The sequence below is a fragment of the Streptomyces sp. KPB2 genome (genome assembly GCF_003950055.1).
Taxonomy (GTDB): Bacteria; Actinomycetota; Actinomycetes; order Streptomycetales; family Streptomycetaceae; genus Streptomyces; species Streptomyces salinarius.
This window is the reverse complement of the sequence record NZ_CP034353.1, coordinates 7,071,811-7,088,911: the sequence shown is the minus strand read 5'-3', so window position 1 is coordinate 7,088,911 and position 17,101 is coordinate 7,071,811. Positions and strand designations below refer to the sequence as shown.

General features: G+C 72.9%; 15 protein-coding genes and 1 pseudogene. 7 read left to right on the top strand and 9 right to left on the bottom strand.

Going from position 1 to position 17,101, the window contains the following annotated elements:
* Positions 1–70: 70 nt before the first annotated feature.
* Complete coding sequence (locus tag D1J63_RS32050; protein WP_125633718.1) at positions 71–484, bottom strand: roadblock/LC7 domain-containing protein; 414 nt, start codon at positions 482–484, stop codon at positions 71–73.
* A gap of 107 nt (positions 485–591) precedes the next feature.
* Between D1J63_RS32050 and D1J63_RS32045 the strand changes: the two genes are divergently transcribed.
* Complete coding sequence (locus tag D1J63_RS32045; RefSeq protein ID WP_125633716.1) at positions 592–1,020, top strand: PPOX class F420-dependent oxidoreductase; 429 nt, start codon at positions 592–594, stop codon at positions 1,018–1,020.
* Positions 1,021–1,050: 30 nt separating this feature from the next.
* On the opposite strand, the gene D1J63_RS32040 is transcribed toward D1J63_RS32045, so the two are convergent.
* From D1J63_RS32040 to D1J63_RS32020, 5 genes and pseudogenes are all read right to left on the bottom strand, one after another.
* Entirely contained in the window at positions 1,051–1,656 is a 606-nt protein-coding gene (locus tag D1J63_RS32040; RefSeq protein ID WP_125633714.1) for an ATP/GTP-binding protein, read from the bottom strand.
* Between the two features lie 64 nt (positions 1,657–1,720).
* Complete coding sequence (locus D1J63_RS32035) at positions 1,721–2,134, bottom strand: DUF742 domain-containing protein (RefSeq protein ID WP_125633712.1); 414 nt, start codon at positions 2,132–2,134, stop codon at positions 1,721–1,723.
* Between the two features lie 18 nt (positions 2,135–2,152).
* Positions 2,153–2,589 (bottom strand): annotated as a pseudogene (locus tag D1J63_RS32030) (roadblock/LC7 domain-containing protein).
* Positions 2,586–5,174 carry a nitrate- and nitrite sensing domain-containing protein gene (locus D1J63_RS32025; protein ID WP_125633710.1) on the bottom strand — a complete coding sequence of 863 codons (2,589 nt, stop codon included), beginning with the start codon at positions 5,172–5,174 and terminating at the stop codon, positions 2,586–2,588. Before D1J63_RS32025 ends, D1J63_RS32030 begins: the two are co-directional and overlap by 4 nt.
* A 58-nt stretch (positions 5,175–5,232) precedes the next feature.
* The gene (locus D1J63_RS32020; protein ID WP_164713060.1) at positions 5,233–6,012 is read right to left on the bottom strand and encodes an MHYT domain-containing protein; all 780 of its coding nucleotides are present in this window, start codon (positions 6,010–6,012) and stop codon (positions 5,233–5,235) included.
* Between the two features lie 154 nt (positions 6,013–6,166).
* Here D1J63_RS32020 and D1J63_RS32015 point away from each other — a divergent pair, with 154 nt between their 5' ends.
* The gene (locus D1J63_RS32015) at positions 6,167–6,766 is read left to right on the top strand and encodes a class I SAM-dependent methyltransferase (protein ID WP_125633708.1); all 600 of its coding nucleotides are present in this window, start codon (positions 6,167–6,169) and stop codon (positions 6,764–6,766) included.
* A 96-nt stretch (positions 6,767–6,862) separates the two neighbouring features.
* Here the strand turns inward: D1J63_RS32015 and D1J63_RS32010 are convergent, their stop codons facing one another.
* Positions 6,863–7,762 carry an oxygenase MpaB family protein gene (locus tag D1J63_RS32010; protein ID WP_125633705.1) on the bottom strand — a complete coding sequence of 300 codons (900 nt, stop codon included), beginning with the start codon at positions 7,760–7,762 and terminating at the stop codon, positions 6,863–6,865.
* Between the two features lie 94 nt (positions 7,763–7,856).
* Between D1J63_RS32010 and D1J63_RS32005 the strand changes: the two genes are divergently transcribed.
* Entirely contained in the window at positions 7,857–8,165 is a 309-nt protein-coding gene (locus tag D1J63_RS32005) for a hypothetical protein (RefSeq protein WP_164713059.1), read from the top strand.
* Between the two features lie 141 nt (positions 8,166–8,306).
* Positions 8,307–9,245 carry a hypothetical protein gene (locus D1J63_RS32000; RefSeq protein WP_125633701.1) on the top strand — a complete coding sequence of 313 codons (939 nt, stop codon included), beginning with the start codon at positions 8,307–8,309 and terminating at the stop codon, positions 9,243–9,245.
* Positions 9,246–9,309: 64 nt separating this feature from the next.
* Here D1J63_RS32000 and D1J63_RS31995 read toward each other — a convergent pair whose 3' ends face one another.
* The gene (locus D1J63_RS31995; RefSeq protein ID WP_061446050.1) at positions 9,310–9,492 is read right to left on the bottom strand and encodes a hypothetical protein; all 183 of its coding nucleotides are present in this window, start codon (positions 9,490–9,492) and stop codon (positions 9,310–9,312) included.
* A gap of 442 nt (positions 9,493–9,934) precedes the next feature.
* On the opposite strand from D1J63_RS31995, the gene D1J63_RS31990 reads away from it, so the two are divergent.
* Both D1J63_RS31990 and D1J63_RS31985 read left to right on the top strand, forming a co-directional pair.
* A complete protein-coding gene (locus D1J63_RS31990; protein ID WP_125633699.1) occupies positions 9,935–12,643 on the top strand; it encodes a DEAD/DEAH box helicase in 2,709 nt (902 codons plus the stop codon).
* Entirely contained in the window at positions 12,640–13,908 is a 1,269-nt protein-coding gene (locus tag D1J63_RS31985) for an SWF or SNF family helicase (RefSeq protein WP_125633697.1), read from the top strand. Before D1J63_RS31990 ends, D1J63_RS31985 begins: the two co-directional genes overlap by 4 nt.
* 219 nt (positions 13,909–14,127) lie before the next feature.
* Here the strand turns inward: D1J63_RS31985 and xylA are convergent, their stop codons facing one another.
* Entirely contained in the window at positions 14,128–15,291 is a 1,164-nt protein-coding gene (xylA, locus tag D1J63_RS31980) for a xylose isomerase (protein WP_125633695.1), read from the bottom strand.
* Between the two features lie 154 nt (positions 15,292–15,445).
* On the opposite strand from xylA, the gene xylB reads away from it, so the two are divergent.
* Positions 15,446–16,891: a xylulokinase gene (xylB, locus tag D1J63_RS31975; protein WP_125633693.1), complete on the top strand. Its 1,446-nt coding sequence runs from the start codon at positions 15,446–15,448 to the stop codon at positions 16,889–16,891.
* Positions 16,892–17,101 lie beyond the last annotated feature (210 nt).

The following is a 17,101-nucleotide window of genomic DNA, read 5'->3' as shown; positions in this document are numbered from 1 at the left end:
AACCGCGATTTCGGTGGCAGGCCTGTGGAAAACCCTGCAGCCACTCCCAAATGCGCACCGAAAGCGCAGGTCAGAGCTCGGTCGGCGATATGCCTCCCGGCTGCCGCGCATCGACGTCGAGGTGCTCGCCCACCCGGTTCACGAGCAGCGTCATCTCGTACGCGATCTGTCCGATGTCGACCTCCGCGCCGCTGAGCACGCACAGGCAACTGCCCGTACCCGCCGCGGTGACGAACAGCACGGCGTCGTCGAACTCCACCATCGTCTGCCGTACCCGGCCGGCACCGAAGTGGCGGCCCGAGCCCTTGGCCAGGCTGTGCAGTCCGGACGAGACGGCCGCGAGGTGCTCGGCGTCCTCGCGTCGCAGGCCCGTGCTCGCTCCGGTCACCAAGCCGTCATTGGACAGGACCAACGCGTGCCGTACGTGTTCGACGCGCGCCGTCAGGTCGTCAAGCAGCCAGCCGAGTCCCTGGTTCTGCACCATGGTCCGATATCTCCCCGTGTCTTCCCGTACGCGTTGTCTCCCCCTGGCCGGGGGATCCGTCCGCCAGCCTTCACCACGCCTGTGCTGCGGGCAAGGAGGATGGGGGCATGGCACAGAAGATGATCGACGAGGAATGGCGGGCGTTCGTCTCGGACGGCACCCGCACCGGAAAGCTTTCGACCGTTCGGGCCGACGGCAGCCCGCATGTGGCGCCCATCTGGTTCCTGCTGGACGGGGACGACTTGGTGTTCAACACCGGCAAGGACACCGTGAAGGGGCGCAATCTGGTCCGTGACGGCCGCATCGCCCTGTGTGTGGACGACGACCGGCCGCCCTTCGACTTCGTCGTGCTGCAGGGCCGGGCGCGGATCTCGGAGGACCCCGGCGAGCTGCGGCACTGGGCCGCCCGCATCGCTGCCCGGTACATGGGTGAGGAACGGGCCGAGGAGTTCGGGGCGCGCAACGGCGTCCCGGGCGAACTCCTGGTCCGTGTCACCGTGGACAAGGTCCTGGCCCAGAAGTCGGTGGCGGACTGAGGACCGCCTGCCGGGACGCCGGCCGCCGGGTCAGCGGACCGAGTCCAGGAGCCGGGCGGTGTGCATCCGCCCGGCGTACTCGACGAGCCGGATCAGCACCTCCTTGCCCGATTCCCGGTCCCGGGCGTCGCAGAGGACCACGGGCGTCCCCGGGTCGAGGTCGAGCGCGCGCAGGACGCTGTCGGCGTCGTGCCTGCGTGCCCCGCTGAAGCAGTTCACGGCGACGACGAACGGAATGTGCCGGTGCTCGAAATAGTCCACCGCGGGGAAGCAGTCCGCCATGCGCCGGGTGTCCGCGAGTACGACGGCGCCGAGCGCGCCCTGCGCGAGTTCGTCCCAGAGGAACCAGAAGCGGTCCTGTCCCGGCGTGCCGAAGAGGTACAGGGAGAGGCCGGACCGGATGGTGATGCGGCCGAAGTCCATGGCGACGGTCGTGGTGACCTTCCGGTCGATGCCGTCGGTGTCGTCCACCAGCCGGCCGGCCTCGCTGAGCAGTTCCTCCGTGCGCAGGGGCCTGATCTCGCTGACCGCGCCCACCAGAGTGGTCTTGCCCACGCCGAATCCTCCGGCGACCAGGATTTTCAACGCCAGCGCGGTCGTGTCGCCGTCCGTGGCGTCGGAGCGTTCGGAGACCATCGATCACTTCTCTCGGTGCGTGCGGTCGTGCACGTGCGTGCCGGTCATGGTCTTTCGGGCTTCTCTAGAGTGCGCGCAGTCCGTCGATCACTTCGCGCAGGATCCGTTCGTCGGGCAACTGTGCGGGCGGCACGGGACGGCTGACGGTCACACACCCCAGTTCCACCAGGTCGCCCACGAGCACCCTGACGACGCCCACGGGCAGATCCGCGTCGGCGGCGAGCTCGGCGACCGACTGGGTTTCCGTGCCGCACAGGCGGATCAGTGTCCGGTGTTCCGGTCCGAGCGCGCCGTCGCCGACGTCCGGTCCGCCGGCGGCACGCGCGACGAGGGCGATCAGATCGAACCGGACGCCCGTGGGGCCCGGCCGGGTGCGGCCGCCGGTCATCGCGTAGGGGCGGACCAGGGGCCCGGCCTCGTTGTCGTACCACTGGCTGCCCGGCCCTTCCCGGCCGCCGCCCGTGATGTCGTCGGTCATCCGTGGGGACCTTCCGGGTCATCCGCCGAAGGGCGGCCGGGCGGCTGCACGGGGTGCAGTACCGAGGTGCTCGCCGACGCGTCTGACCAGCCGTGCCATCTCGTAGGCCACGAGACCGATGTCGGCGGTCACGCCGGTGAGGACGGCGATGCAGGAGCCGTCCCCGCCGCGGCCACGAACAGGAACCCGTCGTCCATTTCGACCATGGTCTGGTGCACGCCGCCGGCACCGAAGTGCCGGCCCGCTCCCTTGGCCAGGCTGTGGAAGCCGGAGGCGACGGCGGCGAGGTGTTCGGCGTCCTCCCGGTCGAGTCCGTTCGACGCTCCCACGGCGAGTCCGTCGTTCGACAGCACCACGGCGTGCCGCACCTCGGGGACGCGTCCGACCAGGTCGTCCAGCAGCCAGTCGAGTTCGCGGGTCCGCCGGGTGGTCCCCGTGCCGGAGTCATGGATCATGCGGGATCTCCTTCGGTGCTGTCGCCGGACGGCGGCTGCGGCGGTGCTGTCCGGCCGGGACGACGGCCGCCGCCGCGCGACCAGCCGTCGCGGTATGCGGCCATGCGGTCCCGCACGGCTTCGGGGGTGCGCTCCTCGTCATCGCGCGCCCGGGCCGGGCGCACCGGGGCACCCGGGCTCTCGCCGCGCAGTTGGGGAGCGAGGCTGGCCTGCCGTACACGCCGGGGCAGGTCGCCCGACTCCCCTGCCGTCGGCTGCGGCGGGTGGGGACCGTCCCGCTCCGCGGATGCGCCGGCGGCGTCGGAAGCGTCGGATCGGTGCAACCGCAGAGTGGGGCCTCCCGGAGGCCGCGCCGTCGTAGAGGTGCGGCCGGCCGCCGGTACGGCGGCTGTCAACGCGGGCCGGTCGACGGTGGCCGGCACGGGCTCCTGCCGTCCCACGCCGTCGGACACGCGCGCGTGGAAGTGCTCCTCGGGCCGGGCCGCCTCATGCGCGGCTCCTGGGCGAGTTTCGGCCGTTGTGCCGTCCAGCAGGGCGGTGGGCAGCAGGACGACGGCCGTCGTTCCGCCGTAGGGAGAGGTTTTGAGGTGCACCCCGATGTCCTGCCGGGCGGCGAGCCGGCTCACGACGAACAGGCCGAGCCGGTCGCTGTCGAACAGGTCGAGCGTCTCGGACCGTGCGATGCGGTGGTTGGCTTCCGCGAGGGCGTCCTTGCCCATGCCGAGGCCACGGTCCTCGACCTCGATCGCGTAGCCGTTGCCGACGGGTTCACCGGTGACCCGCACGCGCGTGTGGGGCGGGGAGAACTGGGCGGCGTTCTCGATGATCTCGGCCAGCAGGTGGGTGACGTCGGCGACGGCGGCGCCGACGACGGACGCCTCGGGGAGCTGCCGTACCTCTACGCGCGCGTAGTCCTCGACCTCGGAGACGGCGGCACGGACCACGTCGGTCAGGGAGACCGGCATGCGCCAGGCCCGTCCGGGCGCCGCGCCGGAGAGGATGATCAGGCTTTCGGCGTGGCGCCGCATCCGGGTGGTGAGGTGGTCGAGCCGGAAGAGGTCACCGAGTTCGTTCGGATCGTCGGAGCGGCGTTCCATGCTGTCCAGAAGGCTCAGTTGACGGTGGACGAGGACCTGGCTGCGGCGGGCGAGGTTGACGAAGACACCGGCGATGCCGCCGGCGAGTTCCGCGCGCTCCACCGCGGCGCGCAGGGCGGCCCGGTGCACGGTGCCCAGTGCCTCGGCGACCTGTCCTGCCTCGTCCTCGGCGTGCGGCAGCGGTGGTGCCTCGGACCGGATGTCTATCTCGTCCCCGGCGCGGAGCCTGCGCATCGCCTCGGGGAGTTTGTGCCGGGCGATCTCCAGAGCGCTGTTGCGCAGGCTCACCAGTTCCACCACCAGGCCGCGACCGATACGGACGGAGATGACGAGCGATGCGGCGACGGCGAGGAGACCGAACAGGACCGCGGCCCCGGCGGGGGTGAGCGCGCCTCGGGTGAACGGGTCGGACCGGTCGGTGGCCGAGCGTCCGGCTTCCCGCTCGATCGCCCGCATGCCGTCACGCACGCGCGCGTGAGCGCCGTTCCAGGTGGAGGGCACCCTCAACTCGCCGGCCCGCCCCCGCGAGGCGCTGTCGAGCAGCCGGTCCTCCGTCGCGTCCACGGTCACGTACGCGCTGCTGCCGGCCAGTTCCCGCCAGGCTGCGTGCTCCGGGCCGCGCAGGTCGGCGACGGCGGACTCGGTCAGCGTGCGGCGCGTGGCGACAGCGCCGGTGAACAGGCGCAGACGCTCCCCACCGAGCCCGTCGGCCGGTCCGGCACCGGCCAGCAGGGCGTCCTCCTGGGCCAGTGCCTCGCCGGCGCGCACGAATTCGACCAGCACGCGTGCGTCGGACCCCGGATCGGCGTCCTGGACCTCGCTGAGCGCGCCGCCCACGGGGAAGGCCGCCGAGATGGCCGCTGTATACCGGCGGTAGACCTCCTCCCAGTCCGTGCGGTGGTCGAGTACGGCGGTGCGCAGCGACCCCAGACCCTCGGCGCCGCTGACGAACGCCTCGAGCCGCCGGGCCACTCCGGCGGGCAGTTCCTCGCTGTCGGCGACGGTGTGGCGGTCGCCGAGCCGCAGCTCCCCGACCGCCCGGTCGGTGCGCGCGGCAAGGTCCCGGTAGTCGGCCCCGGGCACCGACGACGGGTCGGTGGCGAGCCGGACGGCCGCGGACCGTTCGGCCTGCAGGGCGGCGACGGCGTCGCTGACGGGCGCCCGGACGCGGGCGTCCAGCCGCTGCACCTGCCGCAGCCGGGAGATGTCCTGGGCGGTGGTGACGGTGGCGTACGCCCACAGGGCCAGCAGGGAGACGACGGGCACCATGAGGAGGCAGACGATCCGGGCGCGCACGGTGCGGGGCCGTACGCGCGCCCGCCACGCGCGCGTGGCGGGCGCGTCGGGTGCCTCGCCCACGGGCTCCGCCGGGCCTTCGTCCGCCGGCGGGCCGGCGTGCGCGCGACGGCCGCGCAGGGATGGCTGGGGCGGCGTCCGGGCGCCTGCTTCGGGGACGGTACGGGCGGGGCTGGTACGGGGTGGGCGCATGGCTTCCTCGCTCGGGACGTCGGTGCGCTGTCGCCGGACCCTGACGCCCGGACCCGCGTTACGGGGCGTTGGTCCCGGCGGGCTGTTGCTGCCGTGCCGAGGCGGACGCCTCGCGCTCCCCGGCCGTCGGCGACAGTGCGACGAAGGCGGAGGTCAGAAAGAGGTAGGACCCGAGGCCGACGGCGAGGGGGAAGATGAACTGCATCGCCGTGGCCCCGGGCAGCGTCTCGCCGGAGGGCGTGACCCGCACGCTCACCGCGAACATGCCCGTGTAGTGCATACTGCTCACCGCCGCTCCCATGATCAGTGAGGCGAGGGTGACCGCGAGGGGTGACTCGGTGTTGAGCGCCGCCCAGAGGGCCGCGGTGGCGGCCGCGACGGCTATGAGCACGGAGAGTCCGACACGTAGCGGGTCGTAGCTCACCTCGCCGTGCAGGCGCATGGCCGCCATGCCGAGATAGTGCATGCTCGCGACGCCGACCCCCGTGGTGAGGCCGCCGAGCAGGAGTGCGCGCGCACGGTTGCGGCCGTAGCCGACGGCGAAGACACCGGCGCAGACGACGAGTACGGCGACGAGAAGGCTCACGAGGGTGAGCGGTACGTCGTAGCGGATGTCGGTGCCGCTGACCCGGAAACCGAGCATGGCGACGAAGTGCATCGTCCAGATGCCCGTCCCGATCGCCGAAGCAGCGGTCAGGAGCCAGTTGCGGCGGGTGTGCCCGGTGGCGGCCAGGGCGCGCACGGTGCAGCGCAGCCCGAGGGCCGCGCCGGTACAGGCCATCGCGTACGACAGCACGGGGGTCAGCCAGCCGAGGGCGGCGTGGTCCAGGTGTCCCATGGCCCCGGGACGGTAGTCCCAGAGCGGGCGCACAACGGGGGCGCATTTCGAAAGGTGTTGCTATCTGACACGGAGGAGCACTGGAACGATCGCGTCACGCTCGAACGTGTGCGCTGCGGCATCTTCCGTGTCCTCCGGGGGGATCATGGGAGGCATGAGCGACGACCACACGCACGTCCAGGAATTCTTCGGCTCCCGGGCCGCCGACTGGGACCGCCGCTTTCCCGACGACGGACCGGCCTACGCCGCCGCGCTCGCCGAGTTGGGGCTTCGGCCGGGTGATCGTGTGCTCGACGCGGGATGCGGCACCGGACGCGCCCTGACCCCTTTGCGTGCGGCCGTGGGACCGTCCGGGCTGGTCCTCGGCGCCGATCTCACACCTGCCATGCTCCAGGCCGCCGTACGGGCCGGGAGGGATCGTGACGGGCGCCTGCTGCTGGCCGACGTGGCCGCGCTGCCACTGCGTTCGCGGTCGCTCGACGCGGTGTTCGCGGCGGGCCTCATCGCCCACCTGCCCGATCCTGCCGGGAATCTGCGGGAGCTGGCGCGCGTCGTGCGCCCCGGCGGTGTGCTGGCGCTCTTTCACCCGATCGGTCGTGCGGCGCTCGCGGCCCGGCAGGGCCGGCAACTCACTCCGGACGACTTGCGTGCCGAGCCCAACCTTCGTCCGCTGCTGGCCGGTTCCGGGTGGAACACGACGGCGTACATCGACGAGGAGGCGCGCTTCCTGGCCCTGGCGGTCCGCACGGGCTGAGTCGCCCCTCCCCCGGCCACCGCCGACGCATGCGTCCCTACTGTCGCACGGGCCGTGCCCCGGGCCGGACTCGGCCGGCTGCGGGGGACGATCGGCTCACTCGACGACCGAGGTGTCGATGTGGCGGACCGGGCAGCCCCGGACGCCGGGGACCGGGCGGGTGCCCAGCTCTGCCAGCCGGTAGCCGTTCGGATATCCCTTGATCTCCCTGTTCTGCCGGGCGTGGTGCGGAGCACGCCTCGGCGGCAGCAGACGAACCACGCGCCCGCGCAGTCTGACGGCGCGACGCACGACCGCGCGGGTGGCAGGGCTCGGCGGCGCGTAGTCGAACGCCCGCAGGAGGGGTTCGTCCAGCAGGGCGAGGGTCCCGGCGCGCAGGAGCGGTGCCAGGGGGCGCGGATACCAGGAGGCCATGAGGTCGAGTGTGGCGTCCGAGACACGACGCCCGCCCTCGTCCCAGGCGAAGTGGGCCTCCTCGTAGGCGTCGAGGCAGGCTTCGAACTCCTCGTAGGAACCGGGGATGTCCTTGATGCCCATGTACCGCCCCAGCGTGCGGTAGTGGACGGCCGAGGCCACGGTCTCGTGGCGCGACATCCGGCGCCAGCCGTAGGCGTCGATCCAGCGTTTGGGGATCACGACGAACGTGCACAGGACGTACCGCATGTCGTCGTTGGTGATGTCGTAGCTGCGGTGCATCCCGTTGATGCGCCGGATCGCCGTGCGGCCCTGCTCACTGTCGAAACCGTGCTCGACGACGGTGTCGAGCAGCAGCGCCGTGTCGTCGTACCGCTTCTGGGGCCGGTCGGTGAACTCGGCCGTTTCGGCCAGCAGCCGACCGATGCTCGGCACGGCGTAGGTGCGGTAGAGCGCCAGCTCCAACGCGCGGGCGAAGTCCCAGGGGAACTCGTAGGCCGAGGACAGCCGGTAGATCTCCGAGGCGTTCTCGTAGGGATCCATGCGCCTGATCCGTGCCAGTAGTTCGAAGCGCCGCGCCATGGCCGCCCCCTTCTGCAGTCGGGGCTTCAACTCTACGTTGAGCAGCAGGACATGTTGTCTCAGACAGGGTGATCGCAAGGGGAGGGTGATCCACTTGTTCGACAGGATCCGCGAGGCTTGGGACAGATCCCGCACCGCTCGGCGTACGGGAGCGGCCAGGGAGGGGGACACGGGAGGCGGGTCGCGTTCGCACAATCTGTTCGAGGCCGCGGCCGCCTACGTCTCGGCGTGCGTGGACGACGACCAGGACCGGATCGACGAGGCGGCGGGCCGGGTGTCGCCGGAGGCTCTGTCCTTCGGGGTCAACGAACTCGCGTGCCGGGCCGTGATCGCGCTCGCGCGGGAACGGGACGAGCCTCCGCAGGACGTGGCTCGCGCCCTCCTGGGACTGCCCCGGAGCTGAGTGCCGCTCCCCGGATCAGCGTGGTCGATTCGCCCCCGTCCAACCGGAAAGCTGCAGCTCGGGTGCGTCTGGGAGTCGTGACAAGGACTTCCCGGGCACACTAGGGTGCCCGCCATTGGACGAACCGATGGGGAGGCTGGGATGGCCGGGACGGACGAGGACACCGTCGCCGCCGCGGACGATGCGCTCTATGTGCTCACGGCGGTGCTGCTGACGCCGGCGAAGTTTCCGAGTGTGCTGGGCGACGACTACCCGGAGGCGTGCGCCGCGCTCGGTCTCCCACCGCTGGCCGACGGCTACGGCCTCGTGCTCGGTCAGGACGGTGACGGCGCCCGCTGGACCGTCGTCGTCGACGACGTCTCACTGGTCGCGGTGGCCGTGGCGTCCTGGGACTGCGGCATGGAGTACGACCTGTCCCCGGACGAGCGAACGGTCGTCACCGCGCTCCCCGGCTGGCCTCTCGCGGTCGCGGTGGCGGCACCCGGCGTGCCCGCACCGCACGACCCGGGACCCGAGTCCGCCGACCGACCCGCGCTGCGCCCGCCGGACACCACGGTCTGGGGTCCGGCCCAGCGCCGCCTGGGGGCCGACGAGATCGCCCTGCAGTGGGCACAGTGGCGGGCGCAGATCGACGACGCGGAATTCCCGACGCCGGCCGGCAGTACCGATTCTGCGGCCGATGCCTCCGACGGTGGCGGCGAAGGCGCTGCGAGCACCGGCGAGGGCGCGCAGGCCGACGGCGAGGGGGTACCGGCCGACGCCGAGGAAGCGACCGCTGCCACGGAGGACCGGGCCGGCGTGGAGCTCCCCGGGCACGTCGGCGTCCGGCGGGTTCTCGCGGAAGCGCGTGCCTATGTCCGCACGCCGCCGCCGCTCGGCCGGGTGCGGTCGTCCTTCGCACCGGGGGACGCACGGACACTGCGAGCGGACGGCCCCGGCTGGTCGCTCGTCGCCAGGACCGACGACATCGCGTTCATCCTGCTCGACGAGGAGCCCGGCGAGGTGCTGCCGGTGGGGCGTGGTCCGGCGCTGCCCGGACTCCTGGCCGCACTCGACAAGATGGCCGTACGGCCGAGCTGAGCCTCCGGCGACGACGTACTCGCTCCCTGTCCCACCGAGCCGGGCACGGCGCGGCGTCAGCGCCTCAACGGCCTATCTCCTTGCGTGAGACACGGCGCAGCCTGCGCCGCTGCGAGGGATCCAGGGCGAGGTACGCAGCGGCCGGGACTCCCAGCACTATCAGCAGGGCGGCCCACCAGGGCAGCCAGATGAGCAGGATGAGCCCGGCCGCCACACCCCCCGCCGCGACCTTCGCATTGTTCGACATGGTGTCGCCTCCTTCTCGGCCACTGCCGCTCTCTGTCCTGAAAACGGGCCCGCGCTCCCGGCGGTTCCGAACCCCGACCCTGAGAACCCCCTGAGGAACGACCCCTACGCGCCCCCGAGAGCTCGTCGCCGACCTGGTCCGGAGGGGCACCGAAGAGACCCCTCCCCTTCTGAATGGTGACTCATGCCACAGCCTGGTCGCAGCCCACGACTTCCGCGATCGGGTACGATCGGCCGCCGCGCCCCGGCTAGTCAAATTTGAGGAATACGTCATCGCTGCACAGAACGCCTTCCCCACCCCCTCCGAGATCTCCGCACTGGTCGACTGCTGTGCCGTTTTCCTGCCCGGCGACCCGGGCCGCACCGGCACGGTCGCGTTCTGGCGGCCCGACGGCGCAGCGCCCGGCACCCTCACGTCGGCGACCCCGGAAAGCCTGACGGTCGTGGTGCCCGACGGCGACGGCGTGGACGCGGTGAGCGTGCCGGCGGTGCTGTTGCCGGTACGGGCCGCCCTGCCGGTGCTCACACGGGCTCGGGTCGCCGCCGACGGACACCGGGCGTCGGTCTTCTGGGGTGCGGTCGCCGTCGAGGCCCTGCACCTCGTGGCGCGCGGCCTGCTGCTGCCCGGTCTGTCGGAGGCCGGCCACGACGTGTGGCGCGCGGGCCCGCTGGACGCGGAGGGGACCGAGCGCGTCCGCCATCTCGCCGCCGCCATGCCGCCCGAGGCGCACGCGGTCCCGGCGGACGACGCGAGGGGGCGTACGCATCCGCTGCGACTGCCCGACCCGGAACTCCTGGTGCGGTCCTTCCTGGACGCCGTCGCGGACACGCTGCCCCGCTCCCCCGCCGCCGCCCTCCTGACAGCCGGACCCGCCTACTCCTCGTGGGAGCCCCGGCGGTCGCCCGAGTTCCGTGAGTGGGCCACGGACGTGTCCGCCGGACACGACTCCGGCGTGCGGCTGTCGCTGCGCGTCGAGGTGCGCGGACTGTCGACGTCGGCTTCCGCGGACGCCCGGCCGACGTTCCGAGTGGTGCCCCAGGTGCACAGCGTCAGCGATCCCGCGCTCGTCGCGGACACCGCCCGGGTGTGGGCCGGCGCCGTGGGCGAGGCGTTCGGCACGCGCGCGCGGATGGACACCCTGCTGTCCCTGCGTCGGGCGGCACGGGCCTGGCCCTCCCTCTCGCCCCTGCTGTCGGCGGCCGTACCGGACGCCGTGGAGCTCACCGACGAAGAGGTCACGGAGCTTCTCGGAGCCGGTTCCCGGGCGCTCGCCGGCGCGGGGGTCGACGTGCACTGGCCGAGGGAACTGGCCCGCGACCTGACGGAGCGTGCCGAGGTCGGGCCGCTCGACGGCGACCCGGCGTCGCGCACGGCCGCCGTGTCCGAGGCCGGCCGCTCGCTCCTGTCGGCCGACGCGCTGCTCGCCTTCAACTGGACCGTCGCCCTGGGCGGCAAGGGGCTCACGCGCGAGGAGCTGGACCTGCTCGCAGAGGCCAACCGCCCCGTGGTGCGCCTGCGCGACCAGTGGGTGCTCGTCGACCCCGAGGAGGCCCACCGCGCCCGTGCCCGGCAGGACCACAAGGTCACGCCGGTCGACGCGCTCACCGCTGCCCTGACCGGCTCGACGGAGGTAGACGGACGGCGCGTGGAGGTGCGCCCGACGGGATGGCTGGCGACCCTGCGGGAGCGCCTCGCCGACCCCGAGGCGCAGGAGGCCGTGGCGCAGCCCGCCGCCCTCGACGCCACGCTGCGCGACTACCAGCGACGGGGCCTCGGCTGGCTGGTGCGCATGACGTCCCTGGGACTCGGCTGCTGTCTCGCCGACGACATGGGGCTCGGGAAGACCATCACCCTCATCGCCCTGCATCTGCACCGGCAGGCGGACGCGGACGCCGCCGGTCCCACCCTGGTGGTCTGCCCGACCTCCCTGATGGGCAACTGGCAGCGGGAGATCGAGCGGTTCGCGCCCGGCACGCCGGTGCGCCGCTTCCACGGCGCCCGCCGCGACCTCGACGACCTGGCGGACGGCGAGTTCGTGCTGACCACCTACGGCACCATGCGTCTGGACGCCGACCGGCTCTCCGCCGTGCCGTGGGGCATGGTCGTGGCGGACGAGGCGCAGCACGTGAAGAACCCCTACTCCGAAACCGCGCGGCAACTGCGCTCCATCGGCGCACGCGCGCGCGTGGCGCTCACCGGCACACCTGTGGAGAACAACCTCTCGGAACTCTGGGCCGTGCTCGACTGGGCCACCCCGGGGCTGCTGGGCCGCCTCGGCACCTTCCGCCGGCACTACGCCCAGGCCGTCGAGGGCGGGCAGGACCCCGCCGCGGCGGAGCGACTGGCCCGGCTCGTAAGGCCCTTCCTGCTGCGGCGCCGCAAGTCCGACCCCGGAATCGCGCCGGAGCTGCCGCCCAAGACCGAGACCGACCATCCTGTCTCGCTGACCACGGAGCAGACGGGCCTGTACGAGGCGGTGGTGCGCGAGGCGCTCGCGGACATCGCCGGGGCCGACCACATGGCGCGGCGCGGCATGATCGTGAAACTGCTGACAAGCCTCAAGCAGATCTGCAACCACCCGGCACAGTTCCTCAAGGAGGAACGGCCGAAGATCGCCGGCCGGTCCGGAAAGCTTGAGCTGCTGGACGAACTGCTCGACACGATCCTCGCCGAGGAGGCGAGCGTGCTGGTCTTCACCCAGTACGTGCAGATGGCGCGGCTCCTCGAGCAGCATCTGGCCGCGCGGGGCGTGTCGTCGCTGTTCCTGCACGGCGGCACCTCCGTCACGGCGCGGGATTCGCTGGTGCGGCGGTTCCAGGACGGCGAGGTCCCGGTCTTCCTGCTGTCTCTGAAGGCGGCGGGCACAGGGCTGAACCTCACGCGCGCGGAGCACGTCGTGCACTACGACCGCTGGTGGAACCCGGCCGTCGAGGCACAGGCCACCGACCGCGCCCACCGCATCGGGCAGACCCGCCCCGTGCAGGTGCACCGGTTGGTCGCCGAGGGGACCATCGAGGACCGCATCGCCGCGCTGCTGAACCGCAAGAAGGAACTCGCCGACGCCGTTCTGGGCACGGGCGAGGTGGCGCTCACGGAACTGACGGACGCGGAACTGGCCGACCTGGTCGAGCTGCGAGGGGGTACGCGATGACCCGGTACGACAACGACGCGGAACGAACGTTCGTCGCGCTGCCGCCCGCGCAGGGACGTGGCTTCGCGCAGACCTGGTGGGGCCGCGCCTGGCTGAAGGCGCTGGAGGACGCCGCCATGGACACGGCGCAGGTGAAGACGGGCCGCCGCCTCGCCCGTGCGGGAGCGGTCGGCGCGGTTTCGGCTCGGCCGGGACGCATCACCGCGGTCGTCCAGGACCGGGACCGTACGGCGCATCGGGCCGACGTGCTGCTGGAACGGCTCTCGGACGCACAGTGGGATCGCTTCGTCGACATGGCGATCGAGCGGTCCGGGCATGTCGCGGCACTGCTGGACCGCGACATGCCGCCGCATCTGTTGGAGGACGCCGCGGCCGCGGGCATCGACCTGCTGCCGGGCATGGGAGACCTGGAACCGGAGTGCGACTGCGGCGCCTGGGACCACTGCGGTCACACCGCCGCGCTCTGCTACCAGGTCGCCAGACTGCTGGACCAGGACCCCTTCGTGCTGCTGTTGATGCGGGGGCGGACGGAGAGCGCCGTTCTCGACGCCCTCCAGACACACGGCTCCCCACCCGCGGAGGAAGCGGCTTCCCTGACCGAGGGCGTGGACGCCGCCGAAGCGTACGCGACGGGCCAGTTGCTGCCTCCGCTGCCCGCGCCGCCCGGCCTCCGGGAAGGTCCCGGTGCGCCACCGTCCCTGGAGACCGAGGCGGCGCCCCCGCCCGGCATCGACCCGGCCGGCCTGGCCTTCCTGGCCTCCCGGACGGCGGCGGAAGCTCACCGCCTGCTCGCCGAAACCCTGCGGAGCGGGCACGACCGGCAGGCCGTGGGCCCGGAGCCGACCGTGGCGCAGGACGCGGTGCGCCTAGCCGCGGGAGATCCCGGGCCGGACGCGCTGGACCGTCTCGGCGAGGGCTCCGGGCGCACACGGGAGGAGCTGGCCGAGGCCGTACACGCGTGGCGCCTCGGCGGCGCGGCCGCTCTGTACGTGCTCGAGGAAGAGTGGGCGGTGGCGGGCGACACGCTCGCACGCGCGCGTGCGGCACTGGAGTCGGCCTGGGAGGAGGACGAGCGGCCCTCGTTGCGGGTGCGGGCCAACCGCTGGACCGTCGTCGGCGCGCCGCACCAGCTCCGCCTGGACCGGGAGGGGCGCTGGTGGCCGTACCGCAGGGAGGGCGGCCGATGGGTCCCCGTCGGCGGAGCGACCCAGGACCCGGCCACGGCCCTCGCCTCGGCGGCCCTCGCCACGGGGGACGAGCCCTGACGCCCCCGTCCCGACCTGTACCGCCCCGTGTCCCGGCCTGTCCGATGCAGGCCTGCCCCGCCTCGCCTTGCCTCTTCCTCTTGCCTCCTCGTCATCTCTCTTCGCCTCTTTCCGGTCCCGTCCGACGGGCCCGGTTCGGGACGCTGTTGACGCCCCGCACGAGCTCCGGCCCCGTCCACGAGGGAGGGGGCCGGAGCGTGCGTATCGGGACCGGCCCGGTCAGCGGGCGCCGAGCAGGTGGTCCATGGCGAGCTGGTCGAGGCGCTCGAAGGCCATGCCGCGCGCGGCGGCCGCGTCCACGTCGAAGGTGTCGTAGGCACTCCGGTCGGCCAGCAGGGCGGCGAGGCCGTCCTCGGCGGTCGGGCGGGCCAGTTCGTCCAGCCGGGACGCGGCCAGGGCCTCCTGCACCTGCGGGTCGGCGCGGAAGGCGGCCGCCCTGTCCTTGAGGATCAGGTAGTTGCGCATGCAGCCGGCCGCGGACGCCCACACGCCGTCGAGGTCCTCGGTCCGCGGCGGCTTGAAGTCGAAGTGCCGCGGGCCCGCGTACCCGGCCCGCTCCAGCAGGTCGACGAGCCAGAACGCGGCCCGCAGATCGCCCGCGCCGAACCTCAGGTCCTGGTCGTACTTGATGCCCGACTGGCCGTTGAGGTCGATGTGGAAGAGCTTGCCCGCCCACAGCGCTTGGGCGATCCCGTGGGGGAAGTTGAGACCGGCCATCTGCTCGTGGCCGACCTCCGGGTTCACGCCGTACAGCTCCGGCCGCTCGAGGCGCTCGATGAACGCCAGGGCGTGTCCCACCGTGGGGAGCAGGATGTCACCGCGCGGCTCGTTCGGCTTCGGCTCGATCGCGAACTTGAGGTCGTAGCCCTGCTCGGTGACGTACTCGCCCAGCAGGTCGAAGGCCTCCTTCATCCGGTCGAGCGCGTCCCGCACGTCCTTGGCCGCGCCGGACTCCGCGCCCTCCCGGCCGCCCCAGGCCACGTAGACGCTCGCGCCCAGTTCGACCGCGAGGTCGATGTTGCGGATCGTCTTGCGCAGGGCGTAACGGCGCACGTCCCGGTCGTTGGCCGTGAAGGCGCCGTCCTTGAAGACCGGGTGCGTGAACAGGTTCGTGGTCGCCATCGGCACCTTCATGCCGGTCGCGTCCAGCGCCTGCCGGAACCGCTTGATGTGCGACTCCCGCTCCGTGTCGCTCGACCCGAAGGGGATCAGGTCGTCGTCGTGGAACGTGACGCCGTACGCCCCCAGCTCGGACAGACGCCGCACCGACTCGGCGGGGTCCAGGGCCTGCCGGGTGGCGTCACCGAACGGGTCACGGCCCTGCCAGCCGACCGTCCACAAACCGAACGTGAACCTGTCCTCGGGAGTGGGCTGGTAGTTCATTCCGCGGCTCCTCACTCGCTGCCGATCAATCGCTGCCGACTATTTCGTCATGGCGCTTTACAAATTAGTATGCACACACGGTCCTGGGAAGGGACAAGGTGTCCCCGAAGGAGTGAGTCCGGGTCCGAGCACCCGCGGAAGAGGGAGAAGCCCGATGTCAGCAGCCGAGGGTCCGCTCGTCGTCGGCGTGGACACGTCCACCCAGTCCACCAAGGCCCTGGTCGTCGACGCGGCCACCGGCCGGGTCGTCGCGAGCGGCCAGGCGCCCCACACCGTGTCCTCCGGCGCGGGCCGGGAGAGCGATCCCCGCGAGTGGTGGGACGCGCTGGGCGAGGCCCTGAACCAGTGCGGCGAGGCCGCCCACGAGGCCGCCGCGGTGTCCATCGGCGGGCAGCAGCACGGGCTGGTCACGCTGGACGGCCAGGGCGAGCCGGTGCGCCCCGCCCTGTTGTGGAACGACGTGCGCTCGGCCCCGCAGGCCCGCCGCCTGATCGACGAACTGGGCGGGGCCAAGGCCTGGGCGGAGCGCACGGGGAGCGTGCCCAGCGCCTCCTTCACGGTCACCAAGTGGGCCTGGCTGGCCGAGCACGAGCCGGAGGCGGCGCGCGCGGTCAAGGCCGTGCGCCTCCCCCACGACTACCTCACCGAGCGCCTCACCGGCGAGGGGACCACCGACCGCGGCGACGTGTCCGGCACCGGGTGGTGGGCATCGGGCACGGAGGAGTACGACGAGGGGATCCTCGCGCGCGTGGGGCTCGATCCGGCGTTGCTGCCCCGGGTGGTACGGCCCGGTGAAGTGGCCGGGACCGTGCGCGACGGCCACGGCCTGCCGTTCTCCAAGGGAACCCTGGTCGCCGCCGGCACCGGGGACAACGCGGCCGCCGCACTGGGGCTCGGGCTGCGCCCCGGCGTACCGGTGATGAGCCTCGGCACGTCGGGGACGGTGTACGCCGTCTCGCAGCGCCGGCCCGCCGACCCGACCGGGACCGTGGCGGGCTTCGCCGACGCGCGCGGCGACTGGCTGCCGCTGGCCTGCACCCTGAACTGCACGCTCGCCGTCGACCGCGTGGCGGCCCTGCTGCACCTGGACCGGGAAGCCGTCGAGCCGGGCACCGACGCCACTTTCCTGCCCTTCCTGGACGGCGAGCGCACCCCGAACCTCCCGCACTCGTCCGGCCTCCTGCACGGGCTGCGCCACGACACGACCGCCGGCCAGCTGCTCCAGGCCGCGTACGACGGCGCCGTCCACTCGTTGCTCGGCGCGCTCGACCTGGTCCTCGACGCCGACGCGGACCCGTCCGCACCGCTGCTGCTGATCGGCGGCGGCGCCCGGGGTTCGGCCTGGCAGCAGACGGTACGGCGACTGTCGGGGCGCCCGGTCCAGATCCCGGAGGCGAGGGAGCTGGTCGCGCTCGGCGCCGCGGCACAGGCGGCCGGTCTGCTGACCGGCGAGGACGCGGCCGCGGTCGCCCGACGCTGGAACACGGCCGCCGGGCCGGTGCTCGACGCGGTGGAACGGGACGAGGCGACGCTGAACCGGATCACCGGGGTACTCTCCGACGCGGCACCACTGCTGGAACGGGACGCGACCTCCCACTGAGGACGCGCTCGCGCCGCGAGGTGCCGCCGACCGACAGCGCGAACCGTCCCGGCCGGACACCGCGGGAAGAGGGCGCGCCCGGATCGCGGACGAGGCGGCACCACGACCGGCGCGTCCCGCCGTCGGCCGGCCGGCACCCTGGCCACGACCAGTGGTCACCGGCGAGGTTCCGTTCCCGGGTGTCGCCCGCGCCCCGCTCCAGCAGGGCCG